This window comes from Rathayibacter sp. AY1F9 (assembly GCF_002932155.1).
GTDB lineage: Bacteria > Actinomycetota > Actinomycetes > Actinomycetales > Microbacteriaceae > Rathayibacter.
In genome coordinates this window covers 48,358-66,789 of sequence record NZ_PSVA01000021.1, presented here as the reverse complement: position 1 = coordinate 66,789, position 18,432 = coordinate 48,358, and the positions used below count along the sequence as shown (strand labels likewise).

Below are 18,432 nucleotides of genomic sequence, written 5' to 3'. Positions count from 1 at the left end.
TCGACGGTCAACTACCTCGCGGAGCGCGGCTTCGACGTCCACGTGCTGCCCGAGTCGGTGACCGCCGAGCAGGTGCTCGCGCTCGACCCGTCCGCGCTCGTGGAGGCGCAGCACAGCGTTGCCGCGGAAGCCGAGCCCCGGCAGCACGACGCGCTCGAGCGGCTGCTCGAAGCGGGTCGTGGCCACGTACGGGAGGTCGACGCGCTCGACCTCGGCGCCCAGCGAGGACGCGGGCACGGGCTCCGGCGCGAGGGCGGCCGAGCGGCGGCGCCGCGCGCGCCAGGAGAGCAGCATGCCGACGAAGACGAGGACGACGACCGCGGCGATGACGATCGTGATCGCGGCCCTATCCACGGGAGGCCTTCGCGGAGGCGGCGACGACCGCCGCGTCGACGACCTCGCCGTCCAGCACGGTCGGGAAGCCCCGGTGGAGGGTGGCGACGACGCGGCCCGGCAGCTCGCGACCGAGGTACGGGGAGTTGCCGCTGCGGCCGCGCAGGTCCTCGACGGAGAAGCGGCGTCGCGCCTCCGGGTCGTAGAGCACGACGTTCGCGGCGGCCCCGACGGCGAGGCCGCGGTCGTAGCCGTCGAGCCGGCCGATGCGGGCGGGGGCGGAGGAGAGCACGCGCGCGACGTCGGACCAGCTCATCCGCCCGTCCTCGACGACGGCGGCGTGCACCACGCTCAGCGCGCTCTCGAGGCCGACCATGCCGAACGCCGCGGCGTCCCACTCGCAGTCCTTCGCCTCGACCGGGTGCGGCGCGTGGTCGGTGGCGACGATGTCGATGGTGCCGTCGGCGAGGGCCTCGCGGAGGGCGAGCACGTCCTCGTCGCGGCGCAGCGGCGGGTTCACCTTGAAGCGGGCGTCGTAGCTCGGCCCGTCCTGGCCGGCGACGGCCTGCTCGGTGAGGAGCAGGTGGTGGGGGGTGACCTCGGCGGTCACGTCGATCCCCCGGGCCTTCGCCCAGCGGATGACGTCGACCGAGCCCGCGGTCGAGACGTGGCAGACGTGCAGGCGGGAGCCCACGTGCTCGGCGAGGAGCACGTCGCGGGCGATGATCGCCTCCTCGGCCACGGCGGGCCAGCCCTGCAGGCCGAGGGCGCTGGAGACGGCGCCCTCGTTCATCTGCGCGCCCACGGTGAGCCGCGGCTCCTGCGCGTGCTGGGCGACGACTCCGTCGAACGCCTTGACGTACTCGAGAGCGCGGCGCATCAGCAGCGCGTCCGAGACGCACCTCCCGTCGTCCGAGAAGACCCGCACGGCCGCGCGGCTGCGGGCCATCGCGCCGAGCTCGGCGAGCGACTCCCCCGCCAGACCCACGGTCACCGCGCCGATCGGGCGGACCGTCGCGTAGCCGGCGTCCTCGCCCAGGCTCTGCACCTGCTCGACCACGCCCGCGGCGTCCTGCACCGGCGAGGTGTTCGCCATCGCGAAGACGGCGGTGAAGCCTCCGGCGGCCGCAGCTCGCGTGCCGGTGAGGATCGTCTCGCTCTGCTCGAACCCCGGCTCGCGCAGGTGGGTGTGCAGGTCGACCAGGCCGGGCAGCGCCAGCAGGCCGTCGGCGTCGATCACGCGGGCCCCGCGCGAGTCGAGGTCGGCGCCGATCTCGACGATCACGCCCCCGTCGATCAGCAGGTCGGCGGTCGACTCGTCGGCGAGCGTCGCTCCCGAGATCAGGATCCGCTCCGGCGCCGTGCTCTGAAGCGGCTGGGCAGTGCTCATCAGTGGACCTCCCGTTCGCCGGACAGCAGCAGGTAGAGCGCGGCCATCCGGACGGACACTCCGTTCGTGACCTGTTCGAGCACCGTGGAGCGGCTCGAATCGGCGGCCGCCGAGGAGATCTCGACGCCCCTGTTCATGGGTCCGGGGTGCATGACGATGGTATCGGGACCCAGCCGGGCGAGCCGCTCGTCGTCGAGGCCCCAGATCCGCGCGTACTCCCGGCCGTTGGGGAAGAACCCGCTCGACATCCGCTCGAGCTGGATGCGCAGGAGCATCACGACGTCGGGGAGCCCGGTGTCGATCGCCTCGTCCAGATCGAAGCGGATGGTCGCGGGCCAGTCGCGCGTGTCGACCGGCACGAGGGTCGGCGGTGCGACCAGGGTCACCTCGGCGCCCAGCGCCGTCAGCAGCCAGACGTTCGAGCGCGCCACCCGCGAGTGCAGGACGTCGCCCACGATCGTGACCGCGACGCCGTCGAGGCTCTTGCCGCGGGACGCGGAGGCGCCGTGCAGGCGCCGGCGGATGGTGAACGCGTCCAGGAGCGCCTGAGTCGGGTGCTCGTGGGTCCCGTCGCCGGCGTTGAGGATCGAGGCGTCGATCCAGCCGCTCGCCGCCAGAACCGCAGGGGCTCCGGAGGCGCTGTGGCGGATGACCACTCCGTCGGCGCCCATCGCGGCGAGCGTCTGCGCGGTGTCCTTCAGGCTCTCGCCCTTGGAGACGCTGGAGCCCTTCGCGCTGAAGTTGATGACGTCGGCCGAGAGCCGCTTCGCCGCCGCCTCGAACGAGATCCGCGTGCGGGTGGAGTCCTCGAAGAAGAGATTGACCACGGTCTTCCCGCGCAGGGTCGGCAGCTTCTTGACCTCGCGGTTCTGCACGTCCGCCATGTCCTCGGCGATGTCGAGGAGTGCGATCGCGCTCGCGCGGTCGAGGTCCCGGGTCGAGAGCAGGTGCTTCACGGAGCCGTCTCCTCGCCGGTGGCCTGCGACTCGATCGCGACCAGGTCCTCACCGTCCGTCTCGACGAGCCGGACGTTGATCCGCTCGCTCAGGCTGCTCGGCAGGTTCTTGCCGACGAAGTCCGCCCGGATCGGGAGCTCGCGGTGTCCGCGATCGACCAGCGCGGCCAGCCGCACGGCTCGCGGACGGCCGATGTCGCTGAGGGCGTCCAGGGCGGCGCGGATGGTGCGGCCCGAGAAGAGGACGTCGTCGACGAGGACCACGGTCCGGCCGTCGATGCTCGCGGGGACGGCGGTACGCGCGGGGGTGCGGACCGGGTGCCGGGAGAGGTCGTCGCGGTACATCGTCACGTCGAGGGAGCCGGCGAAGACGGGGGGACCGTCCGGCTCGATCCGCGCGATCGTCTCGGCGATGCGCCTCGCGAGGGCGACGCCGCGCGTCGGGATGCCGAGGACGACCAGCGACTCGGGGCCGCGGTTCGACTCGAGGATCTCGTGGGCGATGCGCGTGAGCGCTCGCGTGATGTCAGCGCCGTTGAGCACGATTCGTGCCGTCACACCGACCTCCTTCCCCGCCTCACAGGACGGCTGTTAAAGGAAAAGCCGTGTCGAGTATAGGGGCCGTCGCGCGGCCCGCCGGACGGGCAGCCCGGGAACGACCTCGGCCCGCCCGATCACGGGGATCCGGCGGGCCGAGCATGTCTCCGGGGCGGGTCAGGCCGTCGTGCGGGACTCCGCGACGGAGGCGAGGAGCCCGTTGATGAAGCCCGCCGAGTCGTCGGTCGACAGCGACGTGGCGGCCTCGACGGCCTCCGAGATGGCGACGCCGTCGGGCACCGCGTCGTTGTGCAGGATCTCCCACACCCCGATCCGGAGGATCGCGCGGTCGACCAGCGGCATGCGCGAGAGTGTCCAGCCCTGGGCGAGCCGGGCGATCAGCTCGTCGATCTCGTCAGCGTGGTCGATGACCCCGTCGACGATCTCGCGGGCGTAGAGCCACGAGGCCTCACGGGCCGGCTCGTTCGCCGCTCGCTCGGCCTCGGCGCGCAGCGACTGGGCGAAGCTGATCTGCCGGACGTCGGCGTTGTAGAGGATGTCGAGGGCGCGCTTGCGCGCCTTCGTGCGAGCACTCACGGGAGGCCCGGCTCAGCTGACGCGGCCGAGGTAGTCGCCCGTGCGGGTGTCGACCTTGACCTTCGTGCCCTGCTCGAGGAAGAGCGGGACCTGGATCTGGTAGCCGGTCTCGACCGTCGCGGGCTTGGTGCCGCCGGTCGAGCGGTCGCCCTGGAGGCCCGGCTCCGTGTACGTGATCTCGAGGACGACCGAGGCGGGGAGGTCGATGTAGAGCGGGTCGCCGTCGTGCAGGGCGAGGGTCACGTTCTGGTTCTCGAGCATGAAGTTCGCCGCGTCGCCGACGACCGCCTCGGGGACGGTGATCTGGTCGTAGTCGCTGGTGTCCATGAACACGAAGTCCGCGCCGTCGCGGTAGAGGTACTGGAAGTCGCGGCGGTCGACGTTGGCCGTGTCGATCTTGGCGCCCGCGTTGAAGGTCTTGTCGACGACCTTGCCCGTGAGGACGTTCTTCATCTTGGTGCGGACGAAGGCGCCGCCCTTGCCCGGCTTGACGTGCTGGAAGTCGATGACGTTCCAGAGCTGGCCGTCGATGCTGAGGACGGTGCCGTTCTTGATGTCGGTGGTAGAGGCCATGCGAAGGGGGATCCGTTTCGGTGGAAGTCTGCGCCGGCGAGCCCGGTACGCGGGCGCGGCGATATCGGCCGGTCCGGCTGACCCGTCGAGTGTAGTCGACGCGGCCCCGTCGGCAGAGGAGTCTGGACGCCGCATGCGAATCGCCCCAACGGCGCCGCCCGGGCTCAGCCGAGTCGGACCTACGATCCGATCTCCTGGTACGCCGCGAACAGCAGCGACGTCTCCGGCCCCTGCAGGATGCTCGGGCGGGCGATGTCGTCGAGGACCACGAAGCGGAGCATCCCCGCGCGGGTCTTCTTGTCGCGCTGCATCGCGGCGAGGAGCGTCTCCCATCGTCCGAGCGGGTAGCTCGTCGGCAGGGTCAGCGATTCGAGGACCCGGCGCTGGCGGTCCACCACCGCGTCGCTGAGCGATCCGGTCAGGCGCGAGAGCTCCGCCGCGAACATCATCCCGACGGAGACGGCCGCGCCGTGGCGCCACTGGTAGCGCTCGGCGTGCTCGACCGCGTGCCCGAGGGTGTGCCCGTAGTTCAGGATCTCGCGCAGGCCCTTCTCGGTGAAGTCCTCGCCGACGACCCGCGCCTTGATCCCGATCGACAGCTCGACCAGGCTGCGGAACTCCTCCGACGTCGGGTCGGTGGCCAGGTCGATGTCGGACTCGATGATGTCGAGGATGCGCGGCTCGGCGATCATCCCGTACTTCACGATCTCGCCGAAGCCGGCGAGGATCTCGTTGCGCGGGAGGCTGGTCAGCACGTCGAGGTCGGCGACGACCGCCCGCGGCGCGTGGAAGGCGCCGACGAGGTTCTTGCCCTCGGCCGTGTTGATGCCGGTCTTCCCGCCGACGGCCGCGTCGACCATCCCGAGCACGGTGGTCGGCACCTGCACCAGGTCGACCCCGCGGAGCCAGGTGGCGGCGACGAAGCCGGCCAGGTCGGTGATCGCGCCGCCGCCGAAGCCGACGACCACATCCGTGCGGGTGAAGTCCGACTGCCCCATCACCTGCCAGCAGAAGGCCGCCACCTCCACGCGCTTCGCGGCCTCGGCGTCCGGCACCTCGGCGAGCAGCACCTCGTAGCGCTCGAGCAGGCTCTCGCGGATCTCGGCGGCGAGGACCGCGAGGGTCGGCGGGTGCACGATGAGCACCTTCGCGGCCCGGGGGCCGATCGCGTCGGCGAGGCCGTCGAGGAGTCCGCGCCCGACGTGGATGTCGTAGCCGTTCTCTCCGGCGACGGGGATGGCGGTGGTGCCGTCGTTCATGACTGTCTTCCGCTCGGGCGGCTCGTGGCCGCCGGGTCCGATGGTGCAGGGGTGGCGGAGGGGCGCTGCGCGCGCACCCACTCCGCGATCTCGGCGGCGATCAGGGTGATCGGCCGCCGGGAGGTGTCGACCACGGTGTCCGCGAGGGACTCGTAGACCGGGCGCCGCTCGTCGAAGATGCGGACCCAGTCGCCGACCCCGCCGCGCACCAGCGGGCGGGAGCCGGAGCCGAGCCGGTCGCGGACGGCCTCGGCCGTGGTGGTGAGGAGCACGACGGGCACGTCCGCGAGGTCGGCGCGCGTCGCGGGATCGAGCACCGCTCCCCCGCCGAGGCTCAGCACCACGTCGCGTCGGACGGCGCGCTCGACGACACGGCGCTCCTCCCGGCGGAAGGCCGGCTCGCCGTGGGCGTCGAAGTAGGGGGCGATCGGGCCGTGGGTGCGCACGAACTCCGCGTCGGAGTCGACGAACCCGGCGCTCAGCGCCTTCGCGACCCGCTTGCCGATCGTCGTCTTGCCGGCGCCCATCGGGCCGATCAGGACGAGGCGGGCGCGGGCCGCGCCGGTATCGTGACCCGCCATCAGCGGGCCGCCGAGGACGCGGCCATCAGGCGAGCCCGAGACCCGGGTCGCTCGCGGCGGCCGTGCGGAGCTCGTCGGGGATGGCGGCGAGGTAGCCCTGCAGGTTGCGGCGGGTCTCGGTGACGCTGTCGCCGCCGAACTTCTCGAGCACGGCGTTCGCGAGCACCAGGGCGACCATCGCCTCCGCGACGACACCGGACGCCGGCACCGCGCAGACGTCGGAGCGCTGGTGGTGAGCGCCGGCTGCCTCGCCGGTGGCGACGTCGACGGTGCGCAGCGCGTGCGGCACGGTCGCGATCGGCTTCATGCCGGCGCGGACCCGCAGCACGGTCCCCGTGCTCATCCCGCCCTCGGTGCCGCCGGCCCGGTCGCTGGACCGGGAGATGCCGGCGGCGGACTGGAAGAGCTCGTCGTGCGCCTCCGAGCCGCGGCGGGTGGTGGTGAGGAAGCCGTCGCCGACCTCGACGCCCTTGATCGCCTGGATCCCCATCAGGGCCGCCGCGAGCTGGGAGTCGAGACGACGGTCCCAGTGCACGTAGGACCCGAGTCCGGGCGGGAGACCGTACGCGAGGACCTCGACCACGCCGCCGAGAGTGTCGCCGTCGTCGTGGGCGCGGTCCACCTCGGCGACCATGAGGGCGCTGGTCGCGGCGTCGTGGCAGCGCAGCGGATCCGCGTCCAGGGCGGCGACGTCGGCCGGGCCGGGCAGCGGCGAGCCCTCGGGCACGCGGACCGGCCCGATGGCGAGGGTGTGGCTGACGAGCGAGACGCCGAGCTCGCCGAGGAAGCGGCGGGCGACGGCGCCGAGGGCGACGCGGGCCGCGGTCTCGCGGGCGGAGGCGCGCTCGAGCACGTTGCGGGACTCGGGGAAGCCGTACTTCTGCATCCCGACGAGGTCGGCGTGGCCCGGGCGGGGCCGTGTGAGCGCGGCGCCGCGGCCCTTGGGCAGGCTCTCGGGGTCACGGGGCTCCGCCGACATGACGTCGACCCAGCGCGGCCACTCCGTGTTGCCGATGCGCAGGGCGATGGGGCTGCCCATCGTCGCTCCGTGCCGGACGCCGGAGGAGATCGTCAGCTCGTCCTGCTCGAAGTTCATCCGGGCTCCGCGGCCGTAGCCGAGCTTCCGGCGCGCCAGATCGGCGCGGATGTCGTCAAGGGAGACGGGGACGCCCGCCGGCAGTCCTTCGAGGACGGCGACGAGTTCGGGACCGTGGGATTCCCCGGCCGTGAGCCAACGGAGCATCCTCCGATTCTGGCACACGAGGTCAGTGCGCCGGACCCGCCGAGACAGCTCGGCGCATCGCCGCGAGCACCTCGTCCTCGCGATCGAGAGGCAGGACCGGGTCGCCGCCGACGAAGATCCGCACCTGCACGAGTGCCTGGTGGAGCAGCATCCCGAGCCCGGAGACGACCGGGGAGCCGCCCTGCTCCCAGCGCCGGGCGAGCGCGCTCGGCCACGGGGAGTACGCCACGTCGAACAGGGTTGAGCCCGCGACCGCCGCGTCGGGCACGTCGAGGCCGTCCGCCGCCCCGCCGGGGAGCGTCGAGATCACCAGTGGCGCTCCGGTGGACCAGTCGGCGAAGGAGCGGACCGAGAGCGGGACGCCGAGCGACTCCGCGAGCGGAGCGAGCTCGACGGCCCTCGACGCCGTCCGCAGGACGAGGTCGACCCGCGCCGCGCCGAGCTCGGCGGCGGCGGCCAGGGCGGAGGCGGCGGTCGCTCCCCCGCCGAGCACCTGGACGCGCTCCGCCGAGACGACGCCCGCCTCGGCGAGGGCGCGCACGATGCCCGCGACGTCGGTGTTGAACCCGCGGAGGCGGGGTGCCGGGCCGGAGCGGTCGACCAGCACGGTGTTGACCGCGCCGGTGACCCGGGCGACCGCGTCCTCCTCCGCCAGCAGCGGTCGCACCGCGTGCTTGAGCGGCATGGTCAGCGACAGTCCGTGCCAGGGCTCACCGGACACGACCTCGGAGAGGGTCGCCTCCGTCGTCTCGACGGCGCGGTAGCTCCAGTCGAGTCCGAGCACCCGGTAGGCGGCCGCGTGCAGCGCGGGCGACTTCGAGTGCGCGATCGGCGCGCCGAGGACCGCGAGGCGGTACCCGGCGGCCGTCACTGGTACTCCGGGTGGTCCCGCATCCAGGCCTGCCACTGGTCGACGGCCGCGTTGTGCTCGGCGTCGGTGGTGGAGTAGACCGTCTCGCCCGTCTCGAGGTTCACCGTGACGAAGTACATCCAGGTGCCGTCCGCGGGGTGCATGACCGCGTCGATCGCCACGTCGCCCGGGTTCGAGATCGGCGCGGGCGGCAGGCCGTCGCGCTGGTAGGTGTTGTAGACGTTGCCGGCGTCGTTCCGCTCGGCGTCCGTGGTCGAGACGCGGTCGGTCGCGCCGGTGCCGTACGCCACGGTCGCGTCCGACTGCAGGCGCCACCCCTGGTCGAGGCGGTTCTGGAACACGCGCGCGACCTTGGGGAAGTCCTCGGCGACGCGGGCCTCGCGCTGCACGAGGGACGCGAACACCACGACGCGGTAGCGGTCGTCCGCCGGCACGCCGGCCTGGTCGAGCGACTGGTACATCCGGTCGACCAGCGTCTTCAGGATGTCGTGCGCCGGCGTCGACGGGTCGATGTCGTAGGTCGCGGGGAACAGGAACCCCTCGAGGCTCGTCGCCCCGGCCGGGAGCCCGAACGAGCCCCAGTCGGCGGCGGCCGCCTCGAGGTCCGTCAGCGCGACCCCGGTGCCGTCCGCGATGAGCGGCAGCGCCTCCTTGAGCGCCGTCCCCTCGGGGATGACGAAGGTGTTCGCGAGGCGCGTCGACTCGGAGTCGAGCAGCGCCGACAGTGCGGCCTTGGCGCTCATCTCGGCCTTGAGCGAGTACGCGCCGGGCTGGAAGACGGGCTCCGGGCTCTGGGCGAGGAGCAGGTCGTAGAAGGGGTCGTACGACTTGATGACCCCGTCCGAGACGAGGTTGTTGGCGATGTCGCTGCCGCCGTCGCCCTGGTGGATCGTGAACAGCACCTCGCTCGAGCCGGTGCCGGTGAAGTCGGTCGGCTCGGGCTCGGCGAACAGGCCGCGCACGGGCTCGAGGAAGATCGTGACGGCGATGGCGACGAGCGCGGCGAAGACGCCGAAGGCCAGAAGCCCGCCGATGAGCCCGCGGCGGCTGCGGCGCTTCCTCGCGCCGCCCGTCGCGCGAGCCGCGCGGCGACGCTTCGGGCGCGCGTCCGGGTCGAACGCGGCCGCGTCGTCGCGGCCACGGGGCTCGGGCACGTCGGGCCCGGTGAAGAGGCGGCCCAGCGGATCGTGCGCCTCAGTCGGCGCGGGCTGCTGCTCCGGAGTCGGGTCGGGCGGAGTCGGCTGCGCCTGCTCGGCGGCGCGGGCGTCGCGGCGGCTCGGGGGGACGTCGGTCACGGGGAGGTCCTTCGTTCGGTTCGAGCAGGACTCCGGCCGGGGTGCCGGCCGAGCGCTCGGAATCGATGGCGTGCTGCAGGATCACCACGGCGGCGACCTGGTCGATCACGGCTCGGGAGCCGCGGGTGGTGCGTCCGGAGCGGTGCAGGGCGCTCTGAGCGGTGACCGTCGACAGCCGCTCGTCGACGAGCCGCACCGGAGCGGTGGGCACCGCCTCGGCGAGCAGTCGAGCGAATCCGCGCGCGTCCTCCGTCGAGGCCGTCTCGGCCCCCGACAGCGACAACGGCAGTCCGACGATGATCGCCTGGGCATCGTACTCGGCGGCGAGGTGCGCGATCCGGGAGACGTCCGAGGATCCGCCGTCAGTGCCCGCCCGCGCGACCGTCTCGACGGGCACCGCGAGCAGGCCGTCGGCGTCGCAGCGGGCGACCCCGATGCGGGCACGGCCCACATCGATGCCGAGCCGGACGCCGAACCGGCCCATTCAGCTGGTCGCTTCCTGCACCACGGCCTCGAGTGCCGCGCCGATGGCGGCGACGTCGGAGCCGCCGCCCTGGGCGAGGTCGTCCTTGCCGCCTCCGCCGCCCCCGAGGATCCCGGCGGCGCGCTTGGCGAGCGCACCCGCGCGGCGGCCCTGGTCGCGGGCGGCCTGGTTGGTGGCGACGATCACCGCGGGCTTGCCCGAGACGTCGGCGGCCAGCGCGACGACGGCCGGCTCCTGACCGAGCCGCTCACGGACGGAGGTCACGAGGGAGCGGAGCTCGTCGGTCGATCCCGCGGTGCCGATGCTCTCGGCGACGACGGTCGTGCCGCCCACCGTGCGACGGGTCGCGGCGAGGGCGGGCACCCGGTCGGCGAGGGCCTTCGCCTCGAACGCGGCGATCCGCTTCTCAGCGGCCTTGAGGCTCGCGACGAGCTCGCCGATCCGCTCGGGCAGCTGCTCGCGCGGGGTCTTCAGCGAGGACGAGATCGTGCTGACGAGGGCGCGCTCGGCGGCGAGCTCCTGGAAGGCCTCGCGGCCCACGAGCGACTCGACGCGGCGGTTGGTCGATCCGACCGAGGACTCGCTGACCAGGCTGATCACGCCGACCTCGGACGAGCGCCCGACGTGGGTGCCCGCGCAGAGCTCACGCGACCAGGGCCCGCCGATGTCGACCACGCGGACGACGTCGCCGTACTTCTCGCCGAAGAGGGCCATCGCGCCGAGCGCCTTCGCCTCGTCGATCGGGAGCTCGCGCGTGACGACCTCGAGGTTGTCCCGGATCGCCGTGTTGGCGATCTCCTCGATCTCGCTGCGGGTCTCGAGCGAGAGGGCCTGGTTCCACGAGAAGTCCAGGCGCAGGTAGCCCGCCTTGTTGTAGGAGCCGGACTGGTGCGCCTGCGGGCCGAGCACCTGGCGCAGCGCGGCGTGGATGAGGTGGGTGCCCGAGTGCGCCTGCGTGGCGCCCCGGCGCCAGTCGCGGTCGACGACGGAGGTGGCGGCGTCGCCCACTCCGACCTCGCCGCTGGCGACCTGGACCTTGTGGCTGATGAGCCCCTTGACGGGCTTCTGCACGTCGAGGACCTCGAGATCGAAGCCGGAGCCGACGATGCGGCCGGCGTCGGCCTCCTGGCCGCCCGACTCCGCATAGAGGCTGGTCGCCTCGAGGATCACCTCGGCGATGTCGCCCGCGACCGCCTTCGTGACGGAGTGCCCGCCGACGATGAGGCCGAGGATGCGCGTCTCGGTGTCGAGCACGTCGTAGCCGGTGAACAGCGTCTCGCCGTGGGCGCGGAAGTCGGCGTAGACCGAGAGATCGGCCAGCGCCGACTTCTTCGATTTCGCGTCGGCCTTCGCACGCGTGCGCTGCGCGGTCATGAGGGAGTCGAACGCCTCGCGGTCGACCGTCAGACCCGACTCCTCGGCGATCTCGAGGGTGAGGTCGATCGGGAACCCGAAGGTGTCGTGCAGGAGGAACGCGGTGTCGCCCGGCAGCGTCGGCGACTCGGCCTTCTTCGTCTTCAGGACCGCGAGGTCGAGGATCTCGGTGCCGGCCGCGAGGGTGCGCAGGAACGCCTCCTCCTCGCCGTAGGCGCTGGTCGAGAGGCGCTCGAACTCCGTGGACACCTCGGGGTAGGCCGACGCCATCGCGTCGCGCGAGGCGGCGAAGAGCTCGGGGAACGTCGCGGTGTCCACTCCGAGCAGGCGCATGGCGCGCACCGTGCGGCGCATCAGGCGGCGGAGGATGTAGCCGCGCCCCTCGTTGGACGGCGTCACGCCGTCCGACAGCAGCATCAGCGAGGAGCGCACGTGGTCGGCGATGACGCGCATGCGGACGTCGTCCTCGTGGACGGCTCCGTAGCGGCGGCCCGAGAGCTCGGCGGCGCGATCGAGGACCGGACGGACCTGGTCGATCTCGTACATGTTCTCGACGCCCTGCTTGAGGAAGGCGACGCGCTCGAGGCCCATGCCGGTGTCGATGTTCTTGCGCGGCAGCTCGCCGAGGATGTCGAAGTCGACCTTGCTCGTGCCCTCGCCGCGGAGGTACTGCATGAAGACGAGGTTCCAGATCTCGACGTAGCGGTCGTCGTCCGTCGCCGGGCCGCCGTCGATCCCGTAGGCGGGGCCGCGGTCGAAGAAGATCTCGGAGCAGGGGCCCGCGGGGCCGGGCTGGCCGGTCGACCAGTAGTTGGTGTCCTTGTCCAGGCGCTGGATGCGCTCGTCCGGCAGTCCCGCGATCGTCTTCCAGAGCGCGATCGCCTCGTCGTCGTCCTTGTAGACGGTGACCCAGAGGTCCTTCTCGTCGAAGCCCAGTCCCCCGTCGCTCTCGGCGCCGGTGAGCAGCTCCCAGGCGTAGCCGATCGCCCCCTCCTTGAAGTAGTCGCCGAAGGAGAAGTTGCCGTTCATCTGGAAGAAGGTGCCGTGACGAGGCGTCTTGCCGACCTCCTCGATGTCGTTGGTGCGGATGCACTTCTGCACGCTGGTGGCACGCGGGTAGGGCGCGGGGACCACTCCGGTGAGGTAGGGCACGAACGGCACCATGCCGGCGACGGTGAAGAGGAGGCTCGGGTCCTCGCTCACGAGGGAGGCGGAGGGGACCACGGTGTGGCCGCGGCTCCCGAAGAAGTCGAGCCAGCGGTTGCGGATGTCTGCGGTCTGCATGGGTTCCGTTACGGTTCGGTCGGTGACGACGCGGATGTCGGGCGGCGGGGCGTCAGCCCTCGCCGATGGCGGCCTTCAGTTCGGCCTCGCGCTGGTGGTAGCCCTCGGAGACGGCCTCGCCGAGCTCCTTCGCGGTGCGGTTGATGTCGGCGAAGAGCCGGGCGCCCGCCTCGGTGCGCGAGACCTGGTGGGCGACCGCGAATCCGAGGCCGATCCCGATGACGATCAGGAGGATGTTCTTCACGGGGTGTCCTTCCACAGCGGCGGGGCGGGCGCGACGGCGCGACGACCCGTTCGATTCTAGGGCGCGGGCGCGGCGCTACTTCGAGCGCGGGCGCTTCGTGCGCTTCGCGGCGGAGCGGCCGACCGCGGCTCCGGCCTTGTCGGCCGTCCGTCCGGCGACGAGCACGGCGCGGACTCCGGCGGTGAAGCCGGCGAGCTTGATGAGCGGACCGCCGACGGTCGCGGCCGTGAGGGCGACGAGCGCGTTGACGTTGCCGGTGACCTCGGCGACGTCCTTGGTGATCGTGTCCACCCGCGCGAGCTGGTGGTTGGCCTCGCGGAGGGTGGAGGCCGACTCGTCGAGGATCGGCGTCAGTCCGTCGCTGGCCTGCTTGATGGCCTCGCTCGTGCTGTCGAAGACGCGTCCGAGCTTCCAGAGCGGGACGGCGGTGATCGCCACCAGGATCGCGAACACCCCCGCGGCGATGAGCCCTGCGATGTCTCCACCGGTCACGGTGACCTCCGTTCGATGCCACCCAGCGCGGCACTCCAGCCTACCGACGGCCCGCGAGAGGGTCGGACGCGGGGACGGGCGCTCGGCTCGGGCGCGACGGCCGGATCGGGCGCAGCGCGGGACTCTCGGAGCGCGGCGGGCACTCCGGATCGCGACCCCGGGAACGGGAAAGGCCCCGGTGCGGACACCGGGGCCTTTCTCTGCGGGGCTGGACTCAGCGGGCCGCGTAGTACTCGACGACGAGCTGCACTTCGCAGGTCACTGGGACCTCGGCGCGCTTCGGGCGGCGCAGGAGCGTCGCCTGCAGCTTGTCGATCTCGACCTCGAGGTAGCCCGGGGTCTTGGGGAGGACGTCGACGTGTCCACCGGCGGCGGCGACCTGGAAGGGCTCGGTGCCCTCGGAGCGGGTCTTGACGTGGATGACCTGGCCCGGCTTCACGCGGAAGGAGGGGCGGTCGACCGTCTTGCCGTCCACCATGATGTGGCGGTGGGTGACGAATTGGCGGGCCTGCGCGGTGGTACGGGCGAAGCCCGAGCGCAGGACGAGGGCGTCGAGGCGCATCTCGAGGAGCTCGACCAGGTTCTCACCGGTCAGGCCCTGGGTGCGGCGCGCCTCCTGGAAGGCGATGCGGAGCTGCTTCTCGCGGATGCCGTACTGGGCGCGCAGACGCTGCTTCTCACGCAGGCGGACCGCGTAGTCGGAGTCGGCCTTGCGCTTCGAGCGGCCGTGCTCGCCGGGCGCGTAGGGACGCTTCTCGAGGTAGCGGGCGGCCTTCGGGGTCAGGGGGATGCCGAGGGCGCGCGAGAGGCGCGTCTTCGAGCGGGTACGGGACGTGGTCGACACAGTGGTCCTTCCAAGGTCTGAGAGGTTCGGTCGCAGCTCTCGACCGCCGGCTCCGGGAGGAGGGCGGACGCCGCGGTCGTGTCCTCCGCGGGTGCGGGGGAAGGGTGACCGCAGTGGCGGGCTGCGCGATTCAGAGGGATGCGCTGCTCCGCTCGGCTACAGAGCGGTGGGCAACCTCGCAAGACTATCAGGCCACGGCCTCCCGTGCGGGTCGCGCGAGCTCGCGGTCGGCGCGGTCAGCCCCGGTCGCCGCGGATGATGCGCAGGAGCTTCGCCAGTCGTGCGGAGACGTCGCGCTCGTTGCCGTGCTCGGTGGGCCGGTAGTACCGCGCGCCCTGGAGCGGGTCCGGGAGGTACTGCTGCTCGAGGACGCCGAGGTCGGCGTCGTGCGGGTACCGGTAGCCCTTCCCGTGGCCGAGCTTCTTGGCGCCGGGGTAGTGCGCGTCGCGCAGGTGCGCCGGCACCCGGCCCGCGCGGCCAGCGCGCACGTCCGCGATGGCCGCGTCGATGGCGGAGTAGGACGCGTTCGACTTCGGGGCGGTCGCCAGGTGCACGACCGCCTGGGCGAGCGGGATGCGCCCCTCCGGCATGCCGATGAACTGCACGGCGTCGGCCGCGGCGATCGCGACGACGAGCGCCTGCGGGTCGGCCATGCCGATGTCCTCGGACGCGGAGACGATGATGCGGCGGGCGATGAACCGCGGATCCTCCCCCGCCTCGATCATCCGGGCCAGGTAGTGCAGCGCCGCGTCGACGTCCGAGCCCCGGATGGACTTGATGAAGGCGCTGATGACGTCGTAGTGCTCGTCGCCGTTGCGGTCGTAGCGCAGCAGGGCGCGGTCGACGGCGCGCGCGACGACCTCGGTCGTGATCACGGGGAGCGCGGGCTCCTCGGCGGCGGCCTCGACGGGAGCGCCCTCGTCGTCCTCGTCCTCCTCGTCCGGGTCCTCCGCGGCGGCGGCGCGGGCGACCCGGTCGGCCTCGCGGGCCTCCGAGCGGGCGGAGGTGGCGGCGGCCTCGAGCGCGGTCAGCGCCCGCCGGGCGTCTCCGGAGGCGAGCCGCACGATGCTCGCCCGGGCCTCCTCCTCCAGCGTCACCGAGTCGCGCAGACCCCGCTCGTCGTGCAGGGCGCGGTCGACCAGGACGCCCAGGTCGTCGTCGCTGAGCGGCTCGAGGGTCAGCAGGAGCGAGCGCGAGAGCAGCGGCGCGATCACCGAGAACGAGGGGTTCTCGGTCGTGGCCGCGATGAGGATGACCCACCCGTTCTCGACCCCGGGCAGCAGTGCGTCCTGCTGCGCCTTGGTGAAGCGGTGGATCTCGTCGAGGAAGAGCACGGTGGACGTGCCGTAGAGGTCGCGGGTGGAGAGTGCCTCCTCCATCACCTGCCGCACGTCCTTCACGCCCGCCGTGACGGCGGAGAGCTCGACGAAGCGGCGGCCGCTGGAGTGGGCCACCGCCTGCGCGAGCGTGGTCTTGCCCGTGCCTGGAGGGCCCCAGAGGATCACGGACACCGCTCCCCGCTCCCCCGTCGTGTCGGCGGCGAGGGCGACCAGGGGCGAGCCGGGCGTCAGGAGGTGGCGCTGGCCGGCGACCTCCTCGAGGCTGCGCGGCCGCATCCGCACGGCGAGCGGAGTCGCCCCGGAGCGGAGTCCGGCCTGCTGCATGGTCATGCCCCCAGCGTAACGACGGCCTCCGACAGAGCCCCGGCCCGACTGCCCGGCGCGACGGAGCGGCGTTTGTCGCGCCTCCGGCGGTTCTCGTAGGCTCGACGCGGCCTGCGTGCGCGGGCCGCCGCGCCGAAGCCGCGCGGACGAGGACGTCGGAGGAACACGTGGCCCAGGGCAAGTCGAACGACCGCGAGGCGCGCACCCGGCTCCGGGCCTACCAGGCCCGTCAGAGCCTCCACCGCTCGAGGCAGAAGCGGCGCGTGCGCGACAACGTGATCGCGGCGATCGCCGCCGTCGTCGTGATCGGGCTCGCGGTCGTCGCCCAGATCCTCTACTTCTCCGGCGGCCCCGGCACCCCGGTCGCCGAGCCGACCTCCTCCTCCTCCGCGACCCCGACGCCCGAGGCGACGGGGTCGAACACCGGCGACGTCCCCTCCTCCGACATCGCCGAGGGCCGCGACTGGACGGGCACGCTCACGATCGGCGAGGACCCGCTGGGCATCACGCTCGCCGGCGCCGCTGCCCCGCAGGCGGTGTCCTCCTTCATCTCGCTGACGCAGTCCGGCTTCTACGACGGCGTCTCCTGCCACCGCCTCACCACGGAGGGCCTCTACGTCCTCCAGTGCGGCGACCCGGACGGCGACGGCACCGGCGGCCCCGGCTACAGCTACGGCCCCGTCGAGAACGCGCCCGAGGACGGCGTCTACCCGGCCGGGACCATCGCGATGGCCCGCCAGGGCGGCAACGGCTACAGCCAGGGAAGCCAGTTCTTCGTCGTCTACCAGGACACGACCCTGCCCGCCGACGCGGCCGGCGGGTACACCGTGCTCGGGCAGGTCACCTCGGGACTCGACGCCCTCGTCAGCGACGTCGTGTCGAAGGGCACGGCCGACGGATCGGGTGACGGCGCCCCCGCTGAGCCCGTGTCCATCACCTCCGTCTCCGTCCAGTAGCCGCACCCGCGGCGTCGTCACGGTCCGCCCGCGCGGGGAGTGCAATAGGCTTGTCGTCACTGCCCGTTCGCGGCCGAGCGCGGTCTTCGGCCCTCCGGCCGTCGAGCCCCACCGGCCGACGACGCGACGGGCACCGAGAAGCACGACATCGAACAGCAAGGTGAGGCTCCGAGCGATGAGTGACCAGCAGCCGTGGGGACGGGTCGGCGACGACGGGACGGTCTACGTCCGCGTCGGCGACGGGGAGCGAGAGGTCGGCCAGTACCCCGATGCGACTCCCGAGGAGGCGCTCGCCTACTACGAGCGCAAGTACACGGAGCTCGCCGGGCAGGTCTCCCTGCTCGAGCAGCGCGCCAAGCGGGGCGCACCCGCCGGAGACGTCGCCCGGACGGTGCAGTCGCTGTCCGCGGCCATCGCGCAGGCCAACGCGGTCGGCGACCTCGAGTCGCTGCAGACCCGGGTCGACGCGCTGAGCGGTTCCGTCGAGGATCTGACCGAGCAGCAGGCGGCCGAGTCGAAGGCCGCGCTGTCCGAGGCCCTCGCCTACCGCGAGGCGATCGTCGCCGAGGCCGAGGCCCTGGCGGCGGTCGACCCGGCGAAGACGCAGTGGAAGCAGGCCAGCGCCGCGATCGACGACCTCTTCGCCCGCTGGCAGAACCACCAGCAGCAGGGCCCGCGCCTGCCCAAGAACGACGCGAACGAGCTGTGGCGCCGGTTCCGCGGTGCGCGCACCACGATCGAGCAGAACCGCAAGGCGTTCTTCGCCGACCTCGACTCCGCGCACCGCGAGGCCAAGCAGGCCAAGCAGGCGCTCATCGATCAGGCCGAGGCGCTGGTGCCCCAGGGCGCCGACGCCATCCCGGACTACCGCGCGCTCCTCGAGCGCTGGCGGGTCGCCGGCCGTGCCGGCAAGCGGTTCGACGACGCGCTCTGGGCGCGCTTCAAGGCCGCCGGCGACGCGATCTACGGCGCCAAGGCCGAGATCGTCGCGCAGGAGAGCGTCGAGTACACCGAGAACCTCGACCTCAAGCTCGCCCTCCTCGAGGAGGCGGAGCCGCTCCTGCAGGAGCAGGACCGCGAGAAGGCCAAGCGGGTGCTGCTCTCGATCCAGGAGCGCTGGGACGCCGTCGGCCGCGTGCCGCGCGAGCAGGTGCGCACCGTCGAGGACCGTCTCCGCAAGGTCGAGGCGCACGTCCGCAAGCTCGACGAGGAGCACTGGAACCGCAGCAACCCGGAGCGCAAGGCCCGCTCCGAGGGTCTGGCCTCGCAGCTGACCGCCGCGATCCAGAAGCTCCAGGACGAGCTCGACGAGGCGAAGGCGCGCGGCGACCGCGACGCGATCGCCCAGGCTCAGGAGGCGCTCGACGCCCGCAAGGTCTGGCTCGACGCGATCGGCTAGACCCGCTCCGGCGGATCCCTCCACAGATCCGCTCGCAACCCTCCGAAGGGGAGGCGC

Annotated in this window: 17 protein-coding genes and 2 pseudogenes; 2 read left to right on the top strand and 17 right to left on the bottom strand. The window is 72.7% G+C overall.

Translation table 11 applies throughout. The annotated features are described in order from the left end of the window. From C5C37_RS13215 to C5C37_RS13135, 17 genes and pseudogenes are all read right to left on the bottom strand, one after another. Positions 1 to 354 (bottom strand): annotated as a pseudogene (locus C5C37_RS13215) (hypothetical protein); the annotation flags it as partial. Further along, positions 347 to 1,723, bottom strand: coding sequence for a dihydroorotase (locus C5C37_RS13210; RefSeq protein ID WP_104339049.1), 1,377 nt, complete (start codon positions 1,721 to 1,723; stop codon positions 347 to 349). The gene C5C37_RS13210 and the pseudogene C5C37_RS13215, both read right to left, overlap by 8 nt. Continuing rightward, on the bottom strand, positions 1,723 to 2,679 hold the full coding sequence (locus tag C5C37_RS13205) for an aspartate carbamoyltransferase catalytic subunit (protein ID WP_104224749.1): 957 nt from the start codon (positions 2,677 to 2,679) through the stop codon (positions 1,723 to 1,725). The genes C5C37_RS13210 and C5C37_RS13205 overlap by 1 nt, the downstream gene beginning before the upstream one ends. Further along, positions 2,676 to 3,236, bottom strand: a complete 561-nt coding sequence (pyrR, locus tag C5C37_RS13200; protein ID WP_104224750.1) for a bifunctional pyr operon transcriptional regulator/uracil phosphoribosyltransferase PyrR — start codon at positions 3,234 to 3,236, stop codon at positions 2,676 to 2,678. Before pyrR ends, C5C37_RS13205 begins: the two co-directional genes overlap by 4 nt. A gap of 156 nt (positions 3,237 to 3,392) precedes the next feature. Further along, on the bottom strand, positions 3,393 to 3,812 hold the full coding sequence (nusB, locus tag C5C37_RS13195) for a transcription antitermination factor NusB (protein WP_104224751.1): 420 nt from the start codon (positions 3,810 to 3,812) through the stop codon (positions 3,393 to 3,395). A 12-nt stretch (positions 3,813 to 3,824) separates the two neighbouring features. Next, on the bottom strand, positions 3,825 to 4,385 hold the full coding sequence (gene efp / locus C5C37_RS13190) for an elongation factor P (protein WP_068210208.1): 561 nt from the start codon (positions 4,383 to 4,385) through the stop codon (positions 3,825 to 3,827). Positions 4,386 to 4,564: 179 nt separating this feature from the next. Continuing rightward, on the bottom strand, positions 4,565 to 5,644 hold the full coding sequence (gene aroB, locus C5C37_RS13185) for a 3-dehydroquinate synthase (RefSeq protein WP_104224752.1): 1,080 nt from the start codon (positions 5,642 to 5,644) through the stop codon (positions 4,565 to 4,567). After that, complete coding sequence (locus C5C37_RS13180) at positions 5,641 to 6,225, bottom strand: shikimate kinase (RefSeq protein WP_104225325.1); 585 nt, start codon at positions 6,223 to 6,225, stop codon at positions 5,641 to 5,643. Before C5C37_RS13180 ends, aroB begins: the two co-directional genes overlap by 4 nt. A gap of 25 nt (positions 6,226 to 6,250) precedes the next feature. Beyond that, positions 6,251 to 7,468, bottom strand: coding sequence for a chorismate synthase (gene aroC / locus C5C37_RS13175; RefSeq protein ID WP_104246778.1), 1,218 nt, complete (start codon positions 7,466 to 7,468; stop codon positions 6,251 to 6,253). Positions 7,469 to 7,490: 22 nt separating this feature from the next. Beyond that, entirely contained in the window at positions 7,491 to 8,339 is an 849-nt protein-coding gene (locus C5C37_RS13170) for a shikimate dehydrogenase (RefSeq protein ID WP_258059240.1), read from the bottom strand. Then, entirely contained in the window at positions 8,336 to 9,634 is a 1,299-nt protein-coding gene (gene mltG, locus C5C37_RS13165; protein WP_104225327.1) for an endolytic transglycosylase MltG, read from the bottom strand. The genes C5C37_RS13170 and mltG overlap by 4 nt, the downstream gene beginning before the upstream one ends. A gap of 10 nt (positions 9,635 to 9,644) precedes the next feature. After that, a pseudogene (gene ruvX, locus C5C37_RS13160) lies at positions 9,645 to 10,118 on the bottom strand (Holliday junction resolvase RuvX); the annotation flags it as partial. Then, positions 10,119 to 12,776, bottom strand: coding sequence for an alanine--tRNA ligase (alaS, locus tag C5C37_RS13155; protein WP_104339047.1), 2,658 nt, complete (start codon positions 12,774 to 12,776; stop codon positions 10,119 to 10,121). 52 nt (positions 12,777 to 12,828) lie between these two features. Then, complete coding sequence (locus C5C37_RS13150) at positions 12,829 to 13,020, bottom strand: hypothetical protein (protein ID WP_104225329.1); 192 nt, start codon at positions 13,018 to 13,020, stop codon at positions 12,829 to 12,831. A 75-nt stretch (positions 13,021 to 13,095) separates the two neighbouring features. After that, positions 13,096 to 13,512, bottom strand: coding sequence for a DUF948 domain-containing protein (locus tag C5C37_RS13145; protein ID WP_104224759.1), 417 nt, complete (start codon positions 13,510 to 13,512; stop codon positions 13,096 to 13,098). Positions 13,513 to 13,726: 214 nt separating this feature from the next. After that, positions 13,727 to 14,356 (bottom strand): 30S ribosomal protein S4, encoded by a 630-nt coding sequence (gene rpsD / locus C5C37_RS13140; protein ID WP_068210518.1) that lies wholly within the window; start codon positions 14,354 to 14,356, stop codon positions 13,727 to 13,729. Between the two features lie 236 nt (positions 14,357 to 14,592). Then, positions 14,593 to 16,026 carry a replication-associated recombination protein A gene (locus C5C37_RS13135; RefSeq protein ID WP_104225330.1) on the bottom strand — a complete coding sequence of 478 codons (1,434 nt, stop codon included), beginning with the start codon at positions 16,024 to 16,026 and terminating at the stop codon, positions 14,593 to 14,595. Between the two features lie 161 nt (positions 16,027 to 16,187). Between C5C37_RS13135 and C5C37_RS13130 the strand changes: the two genes are divergently transcribed. Both C5C37_RS13130 and C5C37_RS13125 read left to right on the top strand, forming a co-directional pair. Next, complete coding sequence (locus C5C37_RS13130) at positions 16,188 to 16,976, top strand: peptidylprolyl isomerase (RefSeq protein WP_104273293.1); 789 nt, start codon at positions 16,188 to 16,190, stop codon at positions 16,974 to 16,976. 175 nt (positions 16,977 to 17,151) lie between these two features. Further along, positions 17,152 to 18,375 carry a DUF349 domain-containing protein gene (locus tag C5C37_RS13125; RefSeq protein ID WP_104224762.1) on the top strand — a complete coding sequence of 408 codons (1,224 nt, stop codon included), beginning with the start codon at positions 17,152 to 17,154 and terminating at the stop codon, positions 18,373 to 18,375. The last annotated feature ends 57 nt before the right edge of the window (positions 18,376 to 18,432 follow it).